The following is a 24,454-nucleotide window of genomic DNA, read 5'->3' as shown; positions in this document are numbered from 1 at the left end:
TGTGTAGTATGTGCTATAATTTGCTTAGAAGTATAAACAACTTCTAAAATACTATTTTAAAGTTAAAAACACTTAGTTTTTTAGGTTTAACAGATAATTAAAAGGTTGTGCCTTGTAGTTTATTAATTTTATATTGAAAATATAAATAGCTATGAGCACACATAAACTATTGATTACAGGAGCTTTTGGTCAGTTAGGAACCGCCTTAACCGAAGCTTTAATTTATAAATACGGCAGCGATGCGGTTATCGCTTCAGATCTTAAAGTTCGTGATGATTTTGATTGCGAAACTTTAGAGCTTGATGCAACCAATTTAGAAGCGATTGATGAGGTGGTGCGCAAATACAGAGTTACGCAGATCTATCATTTAGCTGCGGTACTTTCAGCCAAAGGAGAACAGCAACCCCTTAGAACCTGGGATTTAAATAATTCGACCTTTTTTAATGTGTTAGAAGCTGCGCGTTTAAATGATGTGCAGAAAGTCTTTTTTCCAAGTTCTATCGCAGTATTTGGACCTGATGCGAGACAAGAAAATGTGGCTCAAGATTTTGCTTTGAACCCAACCACAGTTTATGGAATAAGCAAAGTTGCGGGAGAGCATTGGGCACGGTATTATAACACAAAATACGGTATGGATGTACGTTGCTTGCGTTACCCCGGTTTGATTAGCTATCAGTCTTTACCCGGCGGCGGTACCACAGATTACGCGGTAGATATTTTTCATAAAGCCATTAATAATGAGGAGTTTGTTTGTTATCTTAAGCCTGACACACAGCTTCCTATGTTGTATATGGACGATGCCATTGATGCAACCATAAGAATGATGGAAGCCTCAAAACGAGATATTAAAACCGTAGGATATAATATTCAAGGCGTGAGTTTTTCACCTGAAATTATTGCTGCTGAGATCAAGAAAACTTTCCCTGATTTTGAGATCAGTTATCAGCCAGATTCGCGTCAACAGATTGCAGAAAGTTGGCCAATTTCGTTAGACGACGCATGTGCAAGAGACGAGTGGGGATGGGAGCCAAGCTTTGATCTTAAACGTTTGACCGAAGAAATGATATACCGTCTTGAATTAAAAAAAAATAGAAACCTGAGCGTTTTCGCCTAAAAATAAAACCATGTTTACATCTGTAAGAGAAAGTATACAACAAGAATTAGAAGAGATAAAAGAAGCCGGTCTTTACAAAGAAGAGCGCATTATTACTACCCCGCAACGTGCTGAGATTAACACGCAAAAAGGAAGCGAAGTACTTAATTTTTGTGCTAATAATTACTTAGGACTTTCGGCACATCCAGACATAATAGACGCCGGAATTTCTGCGATCAAAAGTCACGGTTTTGGACTTTCTTCTGTGCGTTTTATTTGTGGTACTCAGGACATCCATAAAGAATTAGAGCGAAAAACTGCCGAATTTTTAGGGATGGAAGATTGTATTCTTTACGCTGCAGCATTTGATGCCAATGGTGGTGTTTTTGAACCCATTTTGACTAGCGAGGATGCGATCATTTCAGACGAATTGAATCATGCGAGTATCATAGACGGAATACGTTTGTGTAAAGCAGCGCGTCACCGTTATATGAATAATGATATGGAAGCGCTTGAAGAAGAATTGAAAAAAGCTTCAGGAGCGCGTAGAAAACTAATTGTAACTGATGGGGTATTCTCAATGGACGGCACCATCGCACAGCTGGATAAAATTTGTGATCTGGCAGAGAAATATGACGCAATGGTGATGGTAGACGATTGCCATGCCACAGGATTCATTGGTGAGAGCGGTAAAGGAACTCATGAGTACAATAAAGTAATGGGTCGTGTAGACATCATTACCGGTACTTATGGTAAAGCCCTTGGCGGAGCCTCGGGCGGTTTTACCGCAGCTCGCAAAGAGATCGTAGATATGCTGCGTCAAAAATCGAGACCTTATTTATTTTCTAACACACTAGCGCCGGCGATTGCTGGAGCTTCGATCAAAGCGATCGATATGTTGAGTGAGTCTGGTGACTTGATCAGAAAGGTGCAAAACAACGCGAAGCGTTTTAGAAAAGAAATGACTGATGCCGGTTTTGATATCATTCCGGGAGAGCATCCTATCGTACCTATAATGTTGTACGATGCAAAATTAGCTCAGGAATTTGCCGCTCGGTTATTAGATGAAGGAATTTATGTCATTGCCTTTTTCTATCCAGTGGTACCTAAAGAGAAAGCCCGCATTCGTGTACAACTTTCCGCAGGTCACGAGGACGAGCATATTACCAAAGCGGTAGCGGCATTTACTAAGGTAGGTAAAGCACTGAATGTGATATAATTGAAAATAAAGAGAATTTAGAAAGCCTCACTTTTGAAGTGAGGTTTTTTTATTTTTAAGCGTAATGTATTTATATTCAGTAGGTTATTTATGAAATAAATGATTTGCATTGAGCAGCGTGCCTAAGTGAATGTGTTAAATTATAGGTTACTTTATTGAATTCTAATGTATTGTGAACTAAAAATTCTTAAATTAATAGTTTTAAATAATGCCCAACATCAGTAAGATTATAAACCAACGTCATTACCAACCAGAAGTGATTTATGTTGAATGTTTCGGAAAAAGAAAAACAGCGCCTTGAAGTTGTTAAATCTTACCAAATAATAAATACTGCGGCCAAACAAGATTTTGATGAACTCGCACGTCTGGCTTCCATCGTGTGCGATGTTCCTATTGTCCTGATCAGTTTGATGGATGATTGTACTCAACATTTTCTGGCACATCACGGTGTTGATCTTGAAGAGGTGCCCAGAGAAGAGACTTTTTGTCAATTTCTTTTAGAAAATGAGCCGTACGAGCCACTGATTATTGGTGATACGTTACAAGATTCCCGGTTTTCGTCTAACAAATATGTGCAGAATGAACCGAATATTCGTTTTTACGCCGGGTTCCCATTAATTACCAAGGACAACTTCTTGATAGGTTCTCTCTGTATTATAGATCGTGTTCCCCGCGAATTGACACCAAAACAATATGAAGCGATCTCGTGTTTAATTAACCAAACGCTTCAAATCGTAGAACTTCAGAAGAACAAATTTGATCTAGAAAAAAGCAAAAAGCTACACAAATTAAATGCTAATAGGCTTTCAAATATCATCGAAGCAGCTAACGTAGCTACCTGGGAGTGGGATCTTAAAACCAATTATCTCAAATACAACGATAAATTTTTTGAGATCATTGGTTGGAGTGAAAAAGAACTGGGTAATACAAGTTTAGAACGTATGCAAAAAGAACTTCACCCTGAAGATCTGCAGCGTGCGCTGGTGAAACTCAATGATTATTTTGATGGCATTACTGACTTTTATACAGGGGAATACCGAATTAAACATAAAAATGGATCTTGGGTGTGGATTTTAGATCGGGGTAGTGTCGTAAGAGAAGATCACGAGGGAAATCCGCTGGTAATGTCTGGAACCATTACAGATATCACGAGGCGAAAAATAGCCTCAGAGCGTCTTACACTTTCTAATAAAAGGTTGAAACTGGCCCAAAAAATCGCCAAACTGGGTTATTGGGAGGTGGATAAAAAGGATCATTCTTTCTATTGTAGTGAGCAAGTTTATGCCATTTTAGAATTAGAATTTTATTCTCAGGAATTGAGTTTTGATCGCATGATGGAATTCATTCATCCAGATGATCAGTCTGTCGTAAAGCCTTATTACCACGATGATTCTTTTGAGCTTGAAGCGGATTTTGAGTTTAGGATCATTACAGCAACAGGCAAGACAAAATGGATCTATGCCAGTCGCCTCGTTGATACAGATGATACCAGTATTATTGAAGGTACACTGCAAGATATAACCTCGCAAAAGGCATTAAAAATCTCTTTAGAAGAATCAGAATTGAGGTATACCAATCTGTTCCAGCTGATGCCTATTCCTTCTTGGATCTATGACCTGCGTACGTTAAAAATCATAGAGGTAAATCAGGCTGCGATTAAAGAGTATGGCTATTCTAGAGCAGAATTTTTAGAAAAGACTATTAAAGAATTAAGGCCGGCAGATGAAATCCCAAAACTGCTGGATGTAGTTGAAGATACTCGCCGTAATATGGGTGTCAATAAAGTTGGCGTGTATACGCATCAACGAAAAAACCAATCAGAATTTACCGTAGAGATTCATAGCAACCAGCTTAAAAAAAGCAACCAGCTTTCTCGCGTTGTGATGGCGATCAATGTTTCAGAACGCTATCAATACATTAAGCAAATTGAAGGTCGTAACGCCACTCTACAAGAGATCGCCAGAATACAGTCACATGTGGTACGGGCTCCTTTGGCCAAACTCATGGGAATCATTCAGCTGATACAATCTGATCTCAATTTAGGAGCCGAAGAACACGCGTTCTTTTTAAATGAACTATTAGGAGCTGCGCACGAGCTAGATACTGTGGTGCGCGAAATTGCAGCTAAAGCTTCATTAGTAGAAACCATTCAATCCAATTAGCGTATGCAGGGAGAAGTACTCATAGTTGACGACGATAAAACCATTTGCTTGATTCATAAGTATTTGTTGAAAACCGTTCATAATATTGAACCGCGTTTTTATACCTGTGCCGGCGATGCGCTAAAATGTATTGCTGACAGTCCCAATTCTAGCAAATACATTATTTACTTAGATATCAATATGCCTGTATTAAATGGTTGGGATTTTCTTGAACGTTTGTACCAGTTTAAAAATAAGGATCGCTTTTCGGTTATATTGGTAACTTCCTCTATTGACGCTGTAGATAAAAGTAAAGCTAAGGACTATGATCTGGTACAAGGTTATATTGAAAAACCTTTGAATAAGCCTAAAATTTCTACCTTAGATCAAATGATCGGCAATTTTAGTTAATTCACTTTACTTCTACCTTTTCTAAGGTGAGTTGGTTAATGCTTTCGGTATTATCTAGCATTGCATTTTGCGTATTAAGTTTGATGTTTTCAAACGTGAATTTTGAAAGTTCATATTGATCTGAAGCTTCTATATTAAAACCCATCTCACAATTGAGTTTTATATTTTTCATTGTAATATTATTAGCCACAGAAGTGATCATATCCTTTTCGCCCTTTAAATTGAAAAATTGCGTCCAAGGTTTGATGAGTACCATACTTCTTACGCTTCCTTTAATATCTTCGATAGTGATGTATTCATAATGCTGTGGAGTATCCGGACGCATTTTTAACCAAAAAATGCGGTGTGCCGTATCTACAGTGCTTCGGCGAAAAATAATATTATAATTGTGTATAGATTCGCTTCCGCAGGTTAGGGCGCTGTGACAAAAACCATATGTGTTGTCTTCGATGATGATATTTCTATTCTCGCCATTGTTAGGATCTTCATCGGCGTGTGGTCCTTTTCCACCTTTTAAAGCCACTGCATCGTCATTTACAGCCATATAGCAGTTTTTGATCAGCATATTCTGGCAGGCATCAATATCCACAGCATCGGTACTGGGAGCCTTTACAGGCTCTTTTGGGGAAGTGATGTGCAGGTTTAGAAGTTTTATATATTCACTTTTGTAATAATGCGTGGTCCAAAAGGGAGAGTTTTTCAGTTTGATATCAGAAATCTGTACGTTTTTACAATTAGAAATATACACCAGACGTGGTCGCATTTCATCCTTGTTGGTGCAGTCTGGATTCCACGCTCTTCGTAACCAAAAGGCTTTCCAATAGCGCAGGCCGTTACCGTCAAGGGTTCCTTTCCCGGAAATCGTAAACCCATCGATTCCGTCTGCATTGACCAATGCCGGAAAATAATCTACGCTTTCGCCTTCAATGCGGGTCATAAGTACAGGGAAGTCGCTGATGTCATCGCTACCTTTAAGAACTCCGTCTTGTTCCAGATACAGATGGGTACCCTGTTTGAAAAACAAAGCACCACTTAAAAAAGTTCCTTTTGGAATTATAATGACCCCGCCACCATTCACAAATGCAGTATCTATTACGGCCTGGATGGCTCTAGTTTGTACAAGGCTGCTGTCTCGAGAAACTCCATAATCAGTTATAGTGTATTGCTTACCAAGAGCACTTATATCAGTTGGAGTCGTATCTCTAAACCATTCCGGAATTGGTGTACCGTCAGGAAAAAGATCCTGAGCCTTCGCCGGGTTGGACACTAATACAATAGAAATAAGAATTAAAGAGCTAAGTATAGATTTCATTTACTGAATTTTCGATTTTGGCACTTTAAAAGTATTTATATATATCGATATAGTAATCCTGCGGTATCCTGCAATGCCGCTAATTTTTAACGCGTCTTCACATAATCTAATGAAACAAAATTCGTTCAGAAATCACTAGTTGAGCCACAAGGAACGGGCGTTGAGCTTGCTTCTAGCGAGTTTGATAATAAAAGTAAATGCCCCGTACTTAAACGACTTTAGCTTTGGAAGATTCTCTTTTTACGAGTGTTCCTTCTAACACAAGTTGTTCGGGTTTTGCGTTTCCTTTATTTTTCAGTTTTTGAAACATAATACGCATCAGGTTTTCTGCCATATCTTCTACCGGTTGCGCAAAAGCGCTTATGGTAGGAGAATACATCTCAAAAAATCCGCTATCATCAAAACTTACGATACCTAGCTTATCTATAAGTTGGGTGTCAATTTGATGAATACCTTTTAATCCGCTTTGCGAAAGATAGTTGGTTGCAAAAAATATGGCATCCAGATCTTTACTGTTATTGATAAACTCCTTCATGGTTTCGCGAGAAGAGCCCACAGTCGAAGTATTATAAGGAAGTTTTAGAATGTTAGGCGTAAGTCCGGCCTCGTTCATAGCAGCAATATAGCCCGCTTCTCTGTCGTGCATTTGCACCTGATCGAGATCAATGGTGATAAATGCGATATTCTTAAAGCCTGAATCAATAAGGTGTTCCGAAGAATTTTTAGCGCCTTCAAAATTATTGATAATGACGTAGTCGCAGTCAATTTCAGGGATTTTACGGTCAAAAAGAATAACAGGCATTTCACTTTCTATCAGATTCTCAATGTCTTCTTGAATACCCGGAGGAGGAACGATAATGAAGCCATCTACTTGACGTTCATGAAAAACCTGAATAAGATCTTGTGTGCGTTTGAGGTCGTTTTCGGTACTACAAAAGAGCACGCGGTAATCATTTTTATAGGAGATATCTTCGATGAGTCGGCCTACTTTTGAGAAAAAATGATTGCTAATATCTTCAACCATAAACACGAGAATGCGTGTGCTTCCCGTGCGTAGGCTACGGGCAACTAGGTTGGGTTTATAGTTAATTTCTTTGAGGTATGCTTCAACTTTAGCTATGAGTTCGTCAGAGATCTTTTTCTCTTTTCCTTTACCATTTAAAACAAAAGAGACGGTTGTGGTAGAAACATTCAAAACCTCTGCAATATCTTTGAGAGAAGGTCTTTTTTTCTTCATGGAATTTGGGCGGGTAATTTTTTCTAATAATTGATTATCGGTTAAGTATCTGTAAAATCTGAGATTTCTTCAAAAATAATGCATTAACTAAAACGATTGATTGAAAAATCAAGAGTGTTTTTGAGATAAATGTAAAATAAGTAAATTTTTACAAGTATTTATGTTTGGCTCCGTTTAGTCAAGTAAGACTTTACTTGCAGGATAAATCAAATAGGATTGCAATTTAATTAGCACATTGATCTTTTGTTAAGGTCACAGAACCGTCAAAATTCAGGGCAGAAGCATTTTTAAAAGCGACCATCTTTCCGGAAGAAGTCACTTCGCCAAACCCTTCAATAAGTTGGTCTCCAGATATTTTGAAAGCCACTTGGCGCGTACTTTCAACGCCTTCAGATATAAAGGTGTATGTGCCCAAAATGATATTATCATCAATGCTTCCGCTGAAGCTACCCGAGTTACGGTCTTTTTCTGCCCAATTATAAATCAATGTGCCTTGAACCATAGGGTCAACCCGCGTAACCTGAAAGGTAATTGTAGAACCGTTTTGCGTGTAGCCGTAGCACCCTACACTAATGGGAAAATCAGTTTCTTCGGTTTCTTTTGGTGTTTGTTTACAGCTTATAGTTAGGAGTAGAATACAAACTACTGCGATATATTTTTTCATAAAGTATTGAATACGAATTAGATTGAATCAGAAGCCTGGTCGTTGAGGTTCTTCCGTAAGGAAAACGCTCTAAAACAGACTATATTTTTATGAAAAGTACAAACAATAACACGTTATCCTCCATAAAATATTCAGTTTTAGATTTAGTTCCTATTGTTGAAGGAATTTCTACAAAAGAGGCGATAGACCGAAGCGTTGACCTAGCGCAGCATGCCGAGCGTTATGGATACCAACGGTTTTGGATTTCTGAACATCATAATATGGAGAGTCTGGCTAGTTCGTCTCCGGTGATTTTAATAAATCAAGTAGCCCAAAATACACAAAGCATTCGCGTGGGATCAGGCGGAGTGATGCTACCTAACCACGCGCCCTTAGTGGTTGCAGAACAATTTGGTACGCTTGCCAGTATTCATCCCAACCGTATTGATCTGGGGCTGGGTCGCGCTCCTGGCACCGATCAGAGAACGGCAATGGCATTAAGACGATATCAGCAGGAAACGGTTCAAGATTTCCCGAATAATATTGACGAATTGCAAATGTATCTTTCTGAGGAGAACAGTACCGCACCTGTGAGAGCAACTCCGGGAGAAGGACTTGATATTCCCTTGTATTTGTTGGGTTCAAGCACTTTTAGCGCTCAGCTAGCGGGTAAAAAAGGACTGCCTTACGCGTTTGCAAGTCATTTTGCACCCACGCATCTGCACGATGCGTTACGTCTATACCACCAGCACTTTAAGCCTTCTGCTCAGTTAGAAAAACCTTATACGATGGCTTGCTTGAATATTATAGCTGCTGACACTGATGAAGAGGCAGAATATTTAGCAACCAGCGCTAAGAAGTTTATGCTTGGCGTCATCAGGAATACAAGAAAACCTTTACCACCGCCGGTTAAATCGATGGAAGGCGAGTGGTCTACAATGGAGCGTATGCAGATCGAAAAAATGATGTTTTATAGCTTTATAGGTTCTAAAGAAACGATCGCTCAGGGATTGCAAACTTTTGTTGAAGAGACGCGCGTTAACGAGATTATTGTGATCGCAAATATCTATGATCAAGCAGCGCGTTTAAAATCATACCAATTGGTAAGTGAAGTTTTTGACGCTTTAGAGGTGGCGGTTTAATCAGTGAGGAAATTGAAAAATGTAGTTCCCCAAGAATTATTATTTAGATCGTTAGGATTGCCTTGACCATCCATTAGGGCATTTTGATCATTTTGATCTTTTTTCCAAAGCCAGCCTAAGGTGGGAATTTTAGCTCGATTAGCGACTTTTAGAAAATCTTGTACTTGCATTAAGCCACTGGTATTTATGACGCCAATTTCTCCGAAGATTATTGGGAAGTTGGCGTTTTTCAGTTTTGTAAATCGGTTTTGAATTGTTGTTTCATTGCCGTTGATAAGCCAATTTTCGTAAGCGTGCAGGTCAAATACGATATTATCGTAAGCTGTTGTAATTTGATCGCCATAAACAAGAATGGCATCTTCAGACTGGCCTTGCCCATTTCCGGGAACGAGAATAATATTATCAAAACCGGTTTCTCTAAGATTTTGAATCATTTCTAACTGATCCTTTAGCCACATTTCGTGAGTATACCCATTGCTGTCATCAAAGGCATACGGTTCATTCCATAGTTCAAGCCATACATCACTCTGCCCTTTAAATTGATTTGCGATAGCCTGCATACGTTCTTTATACGCCTCAAAAAATAGCTGTTCAGACGGATTCAAACCGGTTAAAAGTTGTTGATTTCCGTTAGTATCAACCCAACCAAACGGACAAAGAATGGTAACTCTACCTTGTTGTCTGTGCATCTCTACAATTTGCTGAAGTGAGTGAAGCCATTGATTTTTTGAATCTCGGACCGCATTTCCTGTAATAGGCTGTTCTCTTAAATTGCCAATAAACTCCCTAACGATCTTTATGTTCCAATCCTGCATTAAGGAAGAATTATCAATGCCAAAAGTATTTAGAGCATTAACGCCGTTTTGGTCTATCGCATTGCCATCTTTTAAAATTTGAGATCCATCGGTTGTGTAGATACTATTTCGACTACTCAATGATTCATTTTCCTCTGAACTGCAGCTCAAACAGAAATAGAATAGAAGTGCCAGTTTTGTAACTTGTGATATGCATTTAAACCTCATAGAGTTCTAAGGGTAATTGATCTGGATCTTCAAAAAAAGTAAAACGCTTTCCGGTAATTTCGTCAATGCGAATGGCTTCGGTGGTCACACCTTTTGATTGGAGTTCCTTAATGGCAACTTCAATATCTTTTACCGAAAACGCAAGATGGCGTAAGCCTTGTGCTTCGGGACGTGAAACCCTGTTGGGCGCGTCGGGGAACGAGAAGAGTTCTACGCAATAATTGCCATTTAAGGCAAGGTCAAGTTTGTATGATTTTCGTTCTTCGCGATAGGTTTCTTTAAGGATTTGCATCCCTAAAACTTCAGTGTAAAAAGCTTTAGATTTTGCATAATCTGAGCAAATAATTGCGATATGATGAATGTGTTGAAGCATATAATAAAATTACCAAAGACAGTCTTGAAAATCAGTAAGCATATGGAACAATAGTCCCACGGCAATCACTCTAAATTTAGGAATAAAGAATAAAATACAATAGCCGGCGATGGCCCAGAAGGAGTGAAGCGGGTGAAAATTGATGCTACATCTATTGGGGTCAAATATAGGGCTGGCCAGCAAATGATCAAGATCTACAAGCATAGTGGCGATCATAATTAGCCAGGCCTTAACCCAATACTCAGGAAAAAATACCCGGGCGATCAACCCGGGTACTATAAAATGTAAGCTATAATGTACAAGCGTTTGTAGCAAACTGAAACCCTATTTAAACATATCAAGTCCGGGAATATCCGGCATGCCTTCTTTTGCGACCGCAGCTAGTTCTTGGTCGTAGGTTGTTTTAGCTCTTGAGAGTGCTTTATTTAAAGTGAGAATCAAATAATCTTCTAATTGTTCTTTGTCTTCAAGTAGTTCATCTTTAAAATCTACTTTCTTGACGTGTCCTGCAACGCTCACAGTAACTTCTATGAGTCCGTCGCTGCTTTTCTCATCGATATAAACGTTTTCTAGGCGTTTTTTTGTGTCTTCGGCTTTTTGCTGAGCTTCTTTGATCTTGCCCATCATTCCCATCATATCTCCAAACATAGTTTCAATTTTTAATTAATAGTTATGCTGCAAATTTAGTGTGCATAATCGAGCTTAAGAAATTTAAAAAAATCTCGGTGATTGTAGCGATTACTGCTATTTTTGCGTTCTGTATGAAAAATGAATTAGAAGCCCTAAATGCATCGGTTTTGCCACCGGATGCCAAGCAAATACCGCACGAATTAGAAAAGCACGGAGATATTCGTATTGATGAATATTACTGGATGAATGAGCGTGATCATCCTGATGTGATCGCGTATCTCGAAGCAGAAAATGCGTACTACGAGCAGATGACGGCACACACAAAGCCTTTGCAGCAACAGTTGTTTGAGGAGATGAAGGCGCGCATTAAAGAAGATGATTCTAGTGTGCCTTATAAATACAATGGATATTGGTATTACACCAGATTTGAGACCGGAAAAAACTACCCGCTGTATTGCAGAAAAAAGGAAGAGATGTCTGCTCCCGAAGAGGTCATGTTTGATAATAACGTGATGGCCGAAGGGCACAGTTATTTTAAGCAGGCAGGTTATTCGGTTTCTGAAAATAATGAGATCGCTGTTTTTGGAATCGATACCGTAAGTCGCAGACAATATGTTTTACAATTTAAAAATCTATTGACCGGCGAAGTCTACGATACTAAGATTGAAAACACCACAGGTAGAGCGATTTGGGCAGGAGATAATAAAACTATTTTTTATACGCGAAAGGATCCACAGACGTTGCGCAGCAGCCAAATCTATAAACACGTTTTAGGTACTAACCCTGATACCGATGTTTTGGTTTTTGAGGAAGAGGATGAAACTTTTGATGTAGGGGTTTTTAAGACCAAATCAAGAGACTACATTTTTATTGGTTCGTCGAGCACGCTTACCACCGAATATCGTTTTACCGAAGCTAAAGGACCTGATTTTGAATTCAAGATGTTGCAAGAACGAACACGCGGATTAGAATACAGCGTTTCGCATTTTAAAGAGCATTTTTATCTGGTTACTAATAAGGACGAGGCGACCAACTTTAAGCTGATGAAAACTCCGGTTAGTCAAACTTCAAAAGAGCACTGGGTAGACGTGATCGCGCATCGCGAAGACACGTTGCTGGAAGACGTGGAGATTTTTGAAGACTTTCTAGTTGTCGAAGAGCGTAATGAAGGATTGAATAAAATCAATATTAAGCGTTGGGACGGTACAGCAGATTATTATCTTCCTTTTGATAGTGAAACCTACACAGCGTACATAGGAATTAATCCTGACTTTGATACACAGTATCTGCGCTATGGATTCAATTCACTTGATACGCCACCATCTGTGATCGCTTTCAATATGATCACAAAAGAAAAGGAGATCTTAAAGGAAGTTGAAGTATTAGGCGGAACTTTTGATAAGAACAATTATGAGTCTAAACGACTTTGGGCAACCGCTGACGACGGAGTCAAAGTACCCATCTCTATTGTTTACAAAAGAGGAATCACCTTAGACGGAAGTCACCCATTGCTTCAATACGCTTATGGTAGTTATGGGATTACCTCAGATCCGTCGTTTTCTACTTCAAGATTAAGCTTGCTTGACCATGGTTTTGTGTTTGCTATAGCGCACATACGTGGGAGCGAGTATTTGGGCAGAAACTGGTATGAAGATGGGAAACTGCTTAAAAAGCGTAACACCTTTACCGATTTTATCGCGTGCTCTAAATATTTAATTTTCGAAGGTTATACTAATGCGGGAAATCTGTATGCTTATGGAGGTTCTGCCGGAGGCTTACTTATGGGAGTCATTTTAAACTTGGCGCCAGAATTATATAATGGTGTGATTGCAGCCGTACCTTTTGTAGATGTAGTCACCACGATGTTAGATGACTCTATCCCGCTTACGACTTCAGAATATGATGAGTGGGGAAATCCTAATGAGAAGATATATTATGAGTATATGAAATCGTATTCTCCTTATGATCAGGTAAAGGTGCAAAATTACCCTAATATTCTGGTAACTACGGGGTATCACGACAGTCAAGTACAGTATTGGGAACCTGCAAAATGGGTTGCTCGCTTGCGAGATAAGAATATTGCAGATACTAAAATTTACTTTGAAACCAATATGGATGCGGGTCACGGCGGGGCTTCGGGACGTTTTGAGGCCTTAAAAGAAACCGCAAAAGATTACGCCTTTTTAATTGATTTAGCAGGAAAAGCCAAGTAATTCCAAATATTTCCTGTAAATTTGCAAGGTTTTAAATAACGGTTTTAGGAAATACTAAACGAGTACTCCAAACGATAATTCTTCTATGAAAGAACACCTTAACGTTTATAATGACGTCCTTCAGCTGGTAGGAAATACACCTTTAGTACGACTTAACAGAATTACCAAAGATCTTCCAGGGTCTTATTTTGCAAAGGTCGAGGCGTTTAATCCGGGAAATTCTTCTAAAGACCGCATTGCACTTTACATCATTGAGGATGCAGAGCGTAAAGGTATCTTAAAACCCGGCGACACCATCATAGAGACTACTTCGGGTAACACCGGTTTCAGTATTGCAATGGTGAGTATAATTAAAGGTTATAAATGCATTCTGGCCGTTAGTTCAAAATCTTCAAAAGATAAAATAGACGCCTTGCGCGCAATGGGAGCAAAAGTATATGTATGCCCCGCAAATGTAAGCGCGGACGATCCACGATCGTATTATCAGGTTGCAAAGCGCTTGCATAGTGAGACAAAAGGTTCGGTCTATATCAATCAATATTTTAATCAATTAAATGCCGAAGCGCATTACGCGTCTTCAGGACCAGAGATTTGGAAACAGACCGAAGGTAAGATCACGCATTTAGTTGCTTGCAGCGGAACCGGAGGAACCATTTCCGGAACGGCAAAATACCTCAAAGAAAAAAATCCAAACATTAGAATTCTTGGGATTGATGCTTATGGTAGTGTTTTAAAAAAATATCACGAGACGCAAGAATTTGATAAAAACGAAATTTACCCTTACCGCATTGAAGGTTTGGGGAAAAACTTGATTCCAACTGCTACTAATTTTGACGTCATCGATTACTTTGAGAAAGTTTCAGATGAAGATAGTGCACACACCGCGCGCAAAATCTGCAAGACCGAAGGTTTGTTTGTAGGTTACACCAGTGGTGCTGCCGTTCAAGGAACTATTCAAATGGCTGAGCACGGAGAATTTGATGAAAATTCTAAAGTGGTGATTATGTTTCCGGATCACGGAAGAAGTTATATGAGTAAGATTTATAGTGATGATTGGATGAATGAGCAAGGATTCTTTGACAGCCAAAATGAATTTGCTGCTCAGAAAATTGAATTTATAAAGTAGTATCTTGAGTTGTTCTCAAATACAAATAGATAACCCTAAATTGATTAAGGAATTAGAATGAATAACAAAAAGTGTGAGTAGAAGCTTTTTGTTTGAATATTGATGTATGAAAGATTTATTTGACAAAATTTACAAGGACAAGGGTCCTTTAGGAAAATGGGCAGCACAGGCAGAAGGATATTTTGTATTCCCTAAGTTAGAAGGTCCTATTTCAAACCGAATGAAATTTCAGGGTAAAGATGTTATTACCTGGAGTGTAAACGATTATTTGGGTCTTGCAAATAACGCCGAAGTGCGTAAAGTGGACGCAGATGCTGCTGCACAATATGGTTCTGCATACCCAATGGGCGCTCGTATGATGAGTGGTCACACTTCACTTCACGAGCAGTTGCAAGATGAGCTTGCTGCTTTTGTTCAGAAAGAAGCTGCGTATCTTTTAAATTTTGGATATCAGGGAATGGTATCTACCGTTGATGCTTTGGTAGCTAAAGATGATATCATTGTTTATGATGTAGATGCTCACGCTTGTATTATTGATGGAGTGCGTTTGCATATGGGTAAGCGTTTTACTTACAAGCATAATGATATTGAAAGTATCGAGAAAAACTTACAGCGTGCGACCAAGTTAGCAGAACAAACTGGTGGAGGGATCTTATTGATTTCTGAAGGAGTGTTCGGTATGCGCGGTGAGCAAGGTAGATTGAAAGAAATCGTTGCGCTAAAAGAAAAATATAACTTTAGACTGTTTGTAGATGATGCGCACGGTTTTGGAACTCTTGGAGCTACAGGAGCAGGAGCAGGTGAGGAGCAAGGTGTGCAAGACGGTATTGACGTATACTTCGCAACATTTGCAAAGTCTATGGCGAGCACCGGAGCTTTTATCGCTGCTGATCAAGAAATCATCGATTATCTAAAATATAACCTGCGTTCGCAGATGTTTGCAAAATCACTGCAGATGCAATTGGTAGTAGGTGCCTTAAAGCGTTTAGATATGTTACGTACTATGCCAGAGCTTAGAGAAAAGCTTTGGGAAAATGTAAATGCGCTTCAAAACGGACTAAAAGATCGTGGTTTTGATATTGGTACAACGCAAAGTTGTGTGACCCCGGTTTATCTAAAAGGAAGTATTCCTGAAGCGATGGCACTGGTTAAGGATTTACGTGAAAATCACGGAATTTTCTGTTCTATTGTTGTATATCCGGTGATCCCAAAAGGATTAATTCTTCTAAGACTTATTCCTACAGCGTCTCATACGTTACAAGATGTAGAAGAAACCCTAGATGCTTTCTCAGCAATTAGAGAGCGCCTAGAAAATGGGACGTACAAAAGACTATCTGCAGGAGTTCAAGCTTCAATGGAAGCTTAATTCTAAATTAGTTACAAATTATAAAGCCCGATTCTGAAAAGGATCGGGCTTTTTTTTTGCGTTTATCTATTCATTGTATGCATAGGGTCTACTAAAAATCTTGATTTTTTGGGATTGTCATATGTGTATGTTTTAGTGTAATGTGTTGTCTATAATTGCTTTAAATGGAGTTTTAATGTGTGTTTTTGGTACTTATTAAAGATGATGTTTGCTGAATATATAATGTTGTTTATACTCCAAACGATTCATTTTATACTGTTTCATTTGTTATTAACCTACTTACAACTGTTGTACGTCGAAATAGTTTCTTTTAACACATTTTTATAAACACCTTTAAGTTGTATTAAGTTTTTCATAACAATTAATTAACTCAAAATTCAACAAACATGAATGTGAAGGTAAAGTACATACTTGGGTTTGTTTTACTGCTCTTTATGCAAGGGGTCGTGGCACAAACCATTACCGGTACGGTAACAGATAATACCGGAATGCCCCTGCCTGGAGCCAATGTGATTGAGAAGGGTACCACTAATGGTGCCTCAACAGATTTTGATGGTAACTACACCATTGATGTTTCTTCTTCTGATGCGGTTCTTACATTTTCATCTTTAGGATTTCTTTCTAAAGATGTGACGGTAGGCAATCAAACTGTAATTAATATGCAGATGGAAGAAGATGCACAGCAACTTAGTGAAGTTGTGGTAACTGCTTTAGGTATTAGTAAAGAACAGCGCAAACTGGGTTACTCAGTAGCCGAAGTTGGAGGTGAAGGTCTAACTCAAGCTCGTGAAACTAACGTTGCTAACGGTCTTTCTGGTAAAGTATCTGGTCTTGTAGTAAAGCAAACCAATAGTGGGCCAGGTGGTACTGCAAAAATATTATTGCGTGGTGTTGCGAGTACAGCAGGAGGTTCAACTTCTCCTTTATTTGTAATTGATGGTGTACCTATGGATAACACCCAGCGAGGATCTGCAGGAGAATGGGGTGGCTCTGATGCCGGTGATGGTATTGGTAACATCAACCCTGATGATATCGAGAAGATGACCGTATTAAAAGGTCAGGCAGCATCAGCACTTTATGGTGCTCGTGCTTCTAATGGGGTAATTTTAATTACTACTAAAAAAGCTAAAAAAGGAGATTACAACATCAACTTCAATAGTAACTTCACTATGGAGCAAGCGATGGATTTGACTAATTTTCAATCTGAATACGGTCAGGGTATCAACGGTGTGAAGCCGGCTACTGCAGCTATCGCTCAAGCGACTAATCGTAGATCTTGGGGTGCGCGTTTAGACGGAAGTGATGTAATAGGTTATGATGGAAATACATATTCCTATAGCAAAGCAGATAACAGCTATATTGATTTTTATGAAACAGGAACTACATTTACAAACACGCTTTCGGTATCTAAGGGAGTAGGTGATGGCGCTTTTAGACTTTCGTTATCTAATTTAAGTTCAGAATCTATTGTTCCTAACAGTGGGCTTGATCGTATCACTGTAAACCTTACCGCCGATCAGAACATCACAGATAAGTTGAATGTTTCAGCAACTGTAAATTATACTGATGAGCGTTACGATAACCAACCATTCTTAAGTGATGGTCCTAAAAACCCAACTAACTTTATCCTGCTTGCGCCTAACGTAGATCACACTATTTTTGCGCCGGGTTATGATGAAAATGGACAAGAGATCATTTTTAGTGATGACAATTATGCAACTAACCCATATTTCATCACAAATCAAGGAGTTAATGATCCTTCACGTAAACGCTTTATTTCGATCTTATCTACCAAATATAGCTTTACCGATAAAATTTATGGTCTATTACGTTTAGGTAATGACACTTCTAACGATAAGTTTTTCAGTATAGATCCTTACGGATTGGGTTATTTATCTGAAGCGAACTCTAATGGTAACTTAAGCGGAAAAGGGCAATCAAGCAGATCTGAGCTTAACGTTGATGGTATTTTTGGTGCGAACTTCAATTTAACCGAAGATTTTGAGGTAGACGCATTAGCGGGTGCTACTTTACGAAGAAATAAATATGAAATTGTAGGAGTAAGCGGTGGTCCGTTTATCTTCCCATATTTATACTCTCCATTAAACGTGGTGAATATTGGTAGATCGTATGACTACGAAGAAAAAGAAGTGCAATCTGCTTACTACTCTTTTGACTTTAGTTATAAGCGTTTCTTAACCTTAACGACTACAGGTAGGTATGATGTTTATTCTACATTACCTGAGGATAACAACAGCATTTTTACACCTTCGGTTACCGGTGCATTTGTATTTGATGATATTTTGAATATAGACGCGTTAAGCTTTGGTAAATTGAGAGCATCTTATGCGGTTACTAGTGGTGAACCGGGTTCTGCTTACCAAACAAGTTTTTACTACACTGCAGGTAACTCTATTAACGGTGTGGCTACAGGTTCAAGCCCAAGTGATTTACCTAACTTAACCTTAAAGCCGTTTACAACAGATGAAGTTGAAGTTGGTTTAAACTTACAATTCTTCGGAAACCGTTTAGGTCTTGACCTTGCGTATTTTACCAAGACTTCTCACGACGAGATTCAGAATGCAAATTACAGTGCGGCAACAGGATTTAGTTCTGGGGTTGTTGCAACAGGATCTATCAGAAACCAAGGTTTAGAAGTATTGTTGACAGGTACACCGGTAAGAACAGAGAACTTTACTTGGAATACCTCGTTAAATATGACTTCAATTAAAAACGAAGTATTACAAACAGATGCAGATAATAACCCTATAACTTTAGGAACTAACCGTGCGGTTGTAGGTGCTGCAACAACAGCCTTTGTTGTAGGAGAAGCTGGGCCACAGATTCGTGCGTATGACTACGCTTATAATGAAGATGGAAGCATTCAGTATGATTCAGATGGTTTACCGGTACGTGGAGAGCTTAAGTCTTTTGGCCAGGTGTTGCCTAAATTCTACGGAGGTTTAAACAACGATTTTTCTTACAAAAACTTCAACTTGTCTTTCTTAGTTGATTTCAACTATGGAAATAAGGTTTTATCAGCAACTGAATACTATGCACGTTTTAATGGTTTAACCAAAGAAACATTAGTAGGTCGTGAAGGCGGATTAACCAATAACGGGGTAACCGTAGATGCTCAAACCTATTATCAAACCGAAATTCAGCGTATTAATAGTAAGAGTGTTGTAGATGGAGACTTCATTAAACTTCGTCAAGTAACACTAGGATACTCGCTTCCTGACAGCCTATTTGAAAATATGAAATTCTTTGAGGGAGTTGATATTTCACTAGTTGCTCGTAACCTTGCGATCTTATGGCGTAAGGCAGAGAATATAGATCCTGAAAGTAGTTTTGGTTCTACAATTAACTTCATCGGTATTGAAGGAGGTAGTTTACCATCATCTCGATCTCTAGGTCTTAATGTTAATTTCAAAATAAAGTAAAATGAAAAAGTATATAAAACTTATAGCCGCGGTTGTAGTTCTGGGATTAGCATCTTGTGATAACGACTTCACGGATATTAATACAGACCCTGATAAAGCTTCGGGTGAGATCTTTGATCCCAATCTTATTTTACCAGACGCGTTATACAACTACGCTAACAGTACCACGGGATATAGAGGTCCTATTCTCTTTCAATCTATGTGGGTGCAGTTGATGGCATCAACCTCTACCATCGCAAACTATTATGTGAATGCAGATAAATATGTAGCCTCAGGAAGTACTCCGGGTTATGCTACAAACATCTGGTCAGACAACTACCGTGTGGCTTCAGAAATGTATCAGATGAAAAAACTTGCAATTGAGCAAGGGTATTCTAACCTGGCAAATATTGCAGATATCGTTAAGATACAGTCTATCGCATTTATGTCTGATGTGTATGGTGATGTGCCTTACTCTGAAGCGCTTCAACTAGAGGATGGTGTTTCTAGACCTTCTTATGATGATCAAGCGACTCTTTATCCTCAATTATTAGAGGAATTGAATACAGCCGTAAGTGCTTTAGATACGAGTGCAGACAGCCCTACCAATGACATTTTCTTTAACGGGGATATCAGCCAGTGGAGAAAATTTGGATATTCTTTAATGCTTAAGATGGCTATGCGTTTAGTTAATGTGGATGCTGCATTGGCACAATCTTACGTTGAAACTGCTGCTGCGGGAGGTGTATTTGCTTCTGCTGCTGACGAGGCTATTCTTTTAACAGATAACTCAACAGGTTTTCACAACAGTAACAGTGCTGCATTAGCAACAGCTTCTGATTATTACGAGGTACGTTGGTCTGATGTGATGATTGATTATTTAAATTCTACTGATGATCCACGATTAGGAGTAATTGCTGAAGTTCCTGAAGCTGGTTTAGCTGCGAATCAAAATGCAAGCTTAGCTGGTGATTCAGATCCATCAATTCAGTTAGGAATGCCTAACGGATATGACTTAAACGGTGGGGCAACAGATATTTCTAATTCTCCTGATTACCCAGGACCAACGGGTACAGGTGATGATCAAGCACCTATAGGAGCTTACTCGAGACCTACAGGAATGTATCGTAACTTAGAAGCGCCTGTATTTGTATTAACGTATGCAGAAACACAACTTTTACTAGCCGAGGCTGCTTTAAGAGGATATAATGTAGGTGGTACAGCGGCAGAGTATTATGCAAATGGTGTAAGCGGTGCAATGACAGCTATCAACAAATATGGAGGCTCGCAAATTGCAGCTGCTGATATTACAGCTTATGTTGCGGCTAATCCGCTTGATGTTTCTTCTACCGAAGCTGCATTAGAAATGATCAACGTGCAGTATTGGGCAACTACCGGTTTATTAGGCAACTTTACAGAAGCCTGGTCAAACTGGAGAAGATCTGCATATCCAGAATTAACCCCTGTAAATTACGTAGGAAACTTCTCAAATGGAACCATTCCTGTACGTCAGATATACCCTGCAGATGAGTCAACATACAACCCGGAGAATTACGAAGCAGCAGCTGCTGCTATGGGTGGCGATGTTTGGACTGCTAACGTATGGTGGGACAATAACTAAGATTTTAAGTCTCCTTAGATTTAATATTTAGCAAATTAAAGGAGGGCATTAGCCCTCCTTTTTTTATAAATTAGAATGTTATAAATCAAAAATAATTATGCTGAAACCTTCCTTTTTAAATGCTGCCAAAGCATTGATAGTATCCCTAGTTTTTGCTCAGAATATACAAGCGCAAACTACTAAGCTTTTTGATTTATTACCGGCTTCAACCACACAGGTTGATTTTGTGAACGCACTGAATGATTCTCAGACAGCCAATATTCTGATCTATGCCAATTTTTATGGCGGCGGTGGGGTAGGAATAATTGACGTCAATAATGATGGGCTCGAAGATTTGTTTTTTGTAGGCAACTTAGTTCCTAACCAGCTTTACCTCAATAAGGGCAATTTTAGATTTGAAAAAATAACCGAAGAAGCAGGGATTGATTTTGACGGAGGCTGGTCTACCGGTGTGACGATCGCTGATGTAAATAACGATGGTTTTCAAGATATTTATATTAGCCGCGAACTTTATGATGACAAGCCTGAGCTGAGAGCGAATTTGCTTTATATCAATAATCAAGACAATACATTTACCGAAAGCGCGCAAGCATATGGTGTTGCAGATGAGCAGCGCACACGACACGCAACATTTTTGGATTATGATAAAGACGGTTTTCTAGATTTACTCTTGCTTACCCAGCCACCCAATCCCGGAAGTTATTCTGACTATAAAGGCACTGATTTGCTTAAGAAAGAATTCCACATTAAACTGTATAAAAATAATAAAGGAACTTCGTTTACTGAAGTTTCTGAAGCTGCAGGAGTGAGCAAATCTGGTTTTCCTAATGCAGTGTCTGCAAGCGATTTTAATAACGATGGGTGGACAGACCTCTACATTGCCAATGATTTTGCAGCGCCAGATTTTTTCTTTATCAACAATCAAGATGGCACGTTTACTTACAAAACAGAAGAGGCGTTTCAGCATATTCCGTATTACAGTATGGGGGTTGATGTTGCTGATTTTAATAACGACAATTTGTTAGATCTTTTTGTGGTAGATATGGTTGCTCAGGATAATTACCGCCTTAAGTCAAATATGAGCGGTATGAACCCTAAAGCCTTCTGGAAAGTCGTTGACGACGGCGGTCACTATCAATATATGTACAACACCCTTCAAATGAATAACGGTAGCGGTACGTTTAGCGATATTGGCCAATACACAGGGATGGCCGCAACCGACTGGAGTTGGGCCAATCTTATTGCTGATTTTGATAATGACGGACTCAAAGATACTTATGTGACTAATGGGTTGCTACGCGATATACGTAATACTGATGCTGATAAAGAGGTCGCACATTACATCAACCAACTTACCTTTAAATGGGTGCAAGAACATCCTGATGGTGGCGGTATTGAGTCTATTTTTGATATTCTAAAAATTGATGATGTTGTAAAGCTTATTCCTTCTCAGCCTTTAAAAAATTTCGCTTTTAAAAATCAAGGAAACTTGAAATTCACCGAAGCGCAACAGGATTGGGGACTTGATCAACCTTCATTTTCAAATGGGGCAGCTTATGCTGACTTAGATAATGATGGAGATTTAGATATAGTCGTTAATAACATCAACGCAGAAGCCTTTGTGTATAGAAATAATTCCGAAAAAAATATCAAGGCTAACTACCTTAGAGTAAAACCTATTGGTTTAAATAAATTGGCGACATTAGGTGCCAGAGTCTCTGTTTTTATAGATGATGAAACACAAATGCAGGAGCTTACCAATGTGCGCGGTATTTATTCTACAAGCGAGCAAGTGGCGCATTTTGGTTTAGGTGAAAAAGCGCTTGTAGATAGTCTTGTGGTTACCTGGCCTAACGGAAAACAGCTGCGTCTAAAGGATGTTAAAGCCAATCAAGAACTTACGCTTTCTATTGAAGATGCTGTAGAAGGAGCGCAGGATCTTTATACTTTCGGTTTGAAAACTGAAATTTTTGAGGAAGTTACAGCTCAGTTTCCGTTGCAGCTAGAAACAGCGGAAAATGAGTATGATGATTTTAAAGAGCAGGTATTACTTCCGCATAAATTATCACAATTTGGTCCGGCGCTTGTTAAAGGAGACATTAACAACGACGGCTTAGAAGATCTTTTTGTTGGCGGCGCAGCAGGAGTAGAAGCTTCTTTATTTATACAAACTAAAGAGGGAGCGTTTATGAAACTTGCTAGTTCGGCATTGGCAAACGATGCGAATCACGAAGATCTCGATGCTGTTTTCGTTGATATCAATGCAGACGGATTCCAGGATTTATATGTGGTAAGTGGTGGTAATGAAGAAGAAGCTCAAGCTGATTTTTATCTGGATCGCTTGTATTTAAATAATCAAAATAATGGCTTTGTCAAAACAGCGATTACAGATCTGAGGCCTGAAAGCGGGTCTAAAGTTTTACCGGCAGATTATGATGGTGATGGCGATATTGATCTTTTTGTAGCAGGACGAATCAATCCGCATCAATATCCTTTGCCGGCGACAAGTCAGTTATTGATTAATGAATCCGGTACGCTAAGCAACCAAACGACAACCATTGCGCCGGAATTTAAAGATCTAGGTTTAGTCACAGATGCGGTATGGTCAGACGTTGACCAAGACGGCGACCTCGACCTTCTAGTAGTAGGCGAGTGGATGCCGGTCACAGTATTTCTGAATCAAAATAACCAACTTGTAAAACAAGATTTTGAATCTTTAGCAGATACTTCGGGATGGTGGTTCAGTATTGAAAAAGGGGATTTTGACAAGGATGGAGATGAGGATTTCATTATCGGGAATCTAGGTGAGAATTATAAGTATCAAACCAGTATTGAAAAACCTTTTGACATCTATTATGATGATTTTGATGATAACGGTCGCGGTGATATCGTTTTGGGCTATTACAATGGGGATGGGCATTTCCCGTTACGCGGATTTTCGTGTTCTTCAGAGCAAATACCAAGCTTAAAAAAGGAAATCAAGCAATATAATATTTTTGCTTCTTTGGAGATTGATGAAGTCTATGGAAAGAAAGATCTAGCACGGTCCTTACACTACAAGGCTGATACGTTTAGTTCTATTTATTTAGAGAATACCGGAGGAGACTTTAAAGTGCATCAACTGCCAGAACTTGCACAATTGGCGCCCACAAATACAATGGTGATCGAAGATTTTAATCAAGATGGAAACCTAGATGCGCTACTCGCCGGAAACTTATTTGTTTCAGAAATTGAAACGCCACGTGCAGATGCGGGCACCGGAATTTTACTTTTGGGGAATGGTCAGGGCGATTTTACAGCCAAAGCTTCAAAAGACACAGGATTCTTTGCTAATCGTGATGTCAAACAACTGCTACCGATTAAGGTTAAAGAACAGTCATATATTTTAGTAGGGAATAATAATGATAAGGTACAGGCTTTTGAGATCAAGTAATTTAAAAGCTCAAAATATTTAAAAAAGAAAAGCCTTAAACATTGCGTTTA

18 protein-coding genes are annotated in these 24,454 nt (G+C 39.0%); 11 read left to right on the top strand and 7 right to left on the bottom strand.

What is annotated here, in order from left to right; all coding sequences use genetic code 11:
* The first annotated feature begins 151 nt into the window (after nt 1-151).
* From BUA96_RS01790 to BUA96_RS01775, 4 genes are all read left to right on the top strand, one after another.
* Nucleotides 152-1,114 carry an NAD-dependent epimerase/dehydratase family protein gene (locus BUA96_RS01790; protein WP_072979720.1) on the top strand — a complete coding sequence of 321 codons (963 nt, stop codon included), beginning with the start codon at nt 152-154 and terminating at the stop codon, nt 1,112-1,114.
* 10 nt (nt 1,115-1,124) lie between these two features.
* On the top strand, nt 1,125-2,312 hold the full coding sequence (gene kbl / locus BUA96_RS01785) for a glycine C-acetyltransferase (RefSeq protein WP_072979718.1): 1,188 nt from the start codon (nt 1,125-1,127) through the stop codon (nt 2,310-2,312).
* A 263-nt stretch (nt 2,313-2,575) separates the two neighbouring features.
* Complete coding sequence (locus tag BUA96_RS01780; protein WP_072979716.1) at nt 2,576-4,474, top strand: PAS domain S-box protein; 1,899 nt, start codon at nt 2,576-2,578, stop codon at nt 4,472-4,474.
* 3 nt (nt 4,475-4,477) lie between these two features.
* Nucleotides 4,478-4,864, top strand: coding sequence for a response regulator (locus BUA96_RS01775; protein ID WP_072979714.1), 387 nt, complete (start codon nt 4,478-4,480; stop codon nt 4,862-4,864).
* Nucleotide 4,865: 1 nt separating this feature from the next.
* Here BUA96_RS01775 and BUA96_RS01770 read toward each other — a convergent pair whose 3' ends face one another.
* From BUA96_RS01770 to BUA96_RS01760, 3 genes are all read right to left on the bottom strand, one after another.
* Entirely contained in the window at nt 4,866-6,176 is a 1,311-nt protein-coding gene (locus BUA96_RS01770) for a rhamnogalacturonidase (RefSeq protein WP_072979712.1), read from the bottom strand.
* A 208-nt stretch (nt 6,177-6,384) separates the two neighbouring features.
* Nucleotides 6,385-7,413 carry a LacI family DNA-binding transcriptional regulator gene (locus BUA96_RS01765; protein WP_072979710.1) on the bottom strand — a complete coding sequence of 343 codons (1,029 nt, stop codon included), beginning with the start codon at nt 7,411-7,413 and terminating at the stop codon, nt 6,385-6,387.
* A gap of 223 nt (nt 7,414-7,636) precedes the next feature.
* On the bottom strand, nt 7,637-8,077 hold the full coding sequence (locus BUA96_RS01760) for a hypothetical protein (protein ID WP_072979708.1): 441 nt from the start codon (nt 8,075-8,077) through the stop codon (nt 7,637-7,639).
* Nucleotides 8,078-8,166: 89 nt separating this feature from the next.
* Between BUA96_RS01760 and BUA96_RS01755 the strand changes: the two genes are divergently transcribed.
* Nucleotides 8,167-9,198, top strand: coding sequence for an LLM class flavin-dependent oxidoreductase (locus BUA96_RS01755; RefSeq protein WP_072979706.1), 1,032 nt, complete (start codon nt 8,167-8,169; stop codon nt 9,196-9,198).
* On the opposite strand, the gene BUA96_RS01750 is transcribed toward BUA96_RS01755, so the two are convergent.
* The 4 genes from BUA96_RS01750 to BUA96_RS01735 all read right to left on the bottom strand — a co-directional run bounded on the left by BUA96_RS01750 (nt 9,195) and on the right by BUA96_RS01735 (nt 11,241).
* Nucleotides 9,195-10,133 (bottom strand): cellulase family glycosylhydrolase, encoded by a 939-nt coding sequence (locus tag BUA96_RS01750; protein WP_233430591.1) that lies wholly within the window; start codon nt 10,131-10,133, stop codon nt 9,195-9,197. The genes BUA96_RS01755 and BUA96_RS01750 overlap by 4 nt on opposite strands.
* Before the next feature lie 76 nt (nt 10,134-10,209).
* Nucleotides 10,210-10,593: an SMU1112c/YaeR family gloxylase I-like metalloprotein gene (gene gloA2 / locus BUA96_RS01745; protein ID WP_072979704.1), complete on the bottom strand. Its 384-nt coding sequence runs from the start codon at nt 10,591-10,593 to the stop codon at nt 10,210-10,212.
* A 9-nt stretch (nt 10,594-10,602) separates the two neighbouring features.
* Nucleotides 10,603-10,908, bottom strand: a complete 306-nt coding sequence (locus tag BUA96_RS01740; RefSeq protein ID WP_072979702.1) for a DUF6122 family protein — start codon at nt 10,906-10,908, stop codon at nt 10,603-10,605.
* Nucleotides 10,909-10,917: 9 nt separating this feature from the next.
* Entirely contained in the window at nt 10,918-11,241 is a 324-nt protein-coding gene (locus tag BUA96_RS01735) for a YbaB/EbfC family nucleoid-associated protein (RefSeq protein WP_072979701.1), read from the bottom strand.
* 113 nt (nt 11,242-11,354) lie between these two features.
* Between BUA96_RS01735 and BUA96_RS01730 the strand changes: the two genes are divergently transcribed.
* The 6 genes from BUA96_RS01730 (at nt 11,355) to BUA96_RS01705 (ending at nt 24,404) form a co-directional block, all read left to right on the top strand.
* The gene (locus BUA96_RS01730) at nt 11,355-13,436 is read left to right on the top strand and encodes a S9 family peptidase (RefSeq protein WP_128755716.1); all 2,082 of its coding nucleotides are present in this window, start codon (nt 11,355-11,357) and stop codon (nt 13,434-13,436) included.
* A gap of 85 nt (nt 13,437-13,521) precedes the next feature.
* Nucleotides 13,522-14,562: a cysteate synthase gene (locus BUA96_RS01725; RefSeq protein ID WP_072979696.1), complete on the top strand. Its 1,041-nt coding sequence runs from the start codon at nt 13,522-13,524 to the stop codon at nt 14,560-14,562.
* Nucleotides 14,563-14,668: 106 nt separating this feature from the next.
* Nucleotides 14,669-15,928: a cysteate-C-fatty acyltransferase gene (locus tag BUA96_RS01720; protein WP_072979694.1), complete on the top strand. Its 1,260-nt coding sequence runs from the start codon at nt 14,669-14,671 to the stop codon at nt 15,926-15,928.
* 386 nt (nt 15,929-16,314) lie between these two features.
* Entirely contained in the window at nt 16,315-19,371 is a 3,057-nt protein-coding gene (locus BUA96_RS01715) for a SusC/RagA family TonB-linked outer membrane protein (protein WP_072979692.1), read from the top strand.
* A gap of 1 nt (nt 19,372) precedes the next feature.
* Nucleotides 19,373-20,971 (top strand): SusD/RagB family nutrient-binding outer membrane lipoprotein, encoded by a 1,599-nt coding sequence (locus BUA96_RS01710; protein WP_072979690.1) that lies wholly within the window; start codon nt 19,373-19,375, stop codon nt 20,969-20,971.
* A gap of 97 nt (nt 20,972-21,068) precedes the next feature.
* Nucleotides 21,069-24,404, top strand: a complete 3,336-nt coding sequence (locus BUA96_RS01705; RefSeq protein ID WP_072979688.1) for a VCBS repeat-containing protein — start codon at nt 21,069-21,071, stop codon at nt 24,402-24,404.
* The last annotated feature ends 50 nt before the right edge of the window (nt 24,405-24,454 follow it).

The sequence above is a fragment of the Leeuwenhoekiella palythoae genome, assembly GCF_900130045.1.
Classification (GTDB): domain Bacteria; phylum Bacteroidota; class Bacteroidia; order Flavobacteriales; family Flavobacteriaceae; genus Leeuwenhoekiella; species Leeuwenhoekiella palythoae.
The sequence above is the reverse complement of the archived record's forward strand: the minus strand, read 5'-3'. Positions and strand labels throughout refer to the sequence as shown.

Coding starts and splice junctions, on each gene's coding strand:
- BUA96_RS01770 (WP_072979712.1), bottom strand. CDS start 6,176: ATGAAATCTATACTTAGCTCTTTAATTCTTATTTCTATTGTATTAGTG.
- kbl (WP_072979718.1), top strand. CDS start 1,125: ATGTTTACATCTGTAAGAGAAAGTATACAACAAGAATTAGAAGAGATA.
- gloA2 (WP_072979704.1), bottom strand. CDS start 10,593: ATGCTTCAACACATTCATCATATCGCAATTATTTGCTCAGATTATGCA.
- BUA96_RS01730 (WP_128755716.1), top strand. CDS start 11,355: ATGAAAAATGAATTAGAAGCCCTAAATGCATCGGTTTTGCCACCGGAT.
- BUA96_RS01705 (WP_072979688.1), top strand. CDS start 21,069: ATGCTGAAACCTTCCTTTTTAAATGCTGCCAAAGCATTGATAGTATCC.
- BUA96_RS01710 (WP_072979690.1), top strand. CDS start 19,373: ATGAAAAAGTATATAAAACTTATAGCCGCGGTTGTAGTTCTGGGATTA.
- BUA96_RS01755 (WP_072979706.1), top strand. CDS start 8,167: ATGAAAAGTACAAACAATAACACGTTATCCTCCATAAAATATTCAGTT.
- BUA96_RS01775 (WP_072979714.1), top strand. CDS start 4,478: ATGCAGGGAGAAGTACTCATAGTTGACGACGATAAAACCATTTGCTTG.
- BUA96_RS01760 (WP_072979708.1), bottom strand. CDS start 8,077: ATGAAAAAATATATCGCAGTAGTTTGTATTCTACTCCTAACTATAAGC.
- BUA96_RS01715 (WP_072979692.1), top strand. CDS start 16,315: ATGAATGTGAAGGTAAAGTACATACTTGGGTTTGTTTTACTGCTCTTT.
- BUA96_RS01765 (WP_072979710.1), bottom strand. CDS start 7,413: ATGAAGAAAAAAAGACCTTCTCTCAAAGATATTGCAGAGGTTTTGAAT.
- BUA96_RS01780 (WP_072979716.1), top strand. CDS start 2,576: ATGTTGAATGTTTCGGAAAAAGAAAAACAGCGCCTTGAAGTTGTTAAA.
- BUA96_RS01720 (WP_072979694.1), top strand. CDS start 14,669: ATGAAAGATTTATTTGACAAAATTTACAAGGACAAGGGTCCTTTAGGA.
- BUA96_RS01735 (WP_072979701.1), bottom strand. CDS start 11,241: ATGTTTGGAGATATGATGGGAATGATGGGCAAGATCAAAGAAGCTCAG.
- BUA96_RS01725 (WP_072979696.1), top strand. CDS start 13,522: ATGAAAGAACACCTTAACGTTTATAATGACGTCCTTCAGCTGGTAGGA.
- BUA96_RS01790 (WP_072979720.1), top strand. CDS start 152: ATGAGCACACATAAACTATTGATTACAGGAGCTTTTGGTCAGTTAGGA.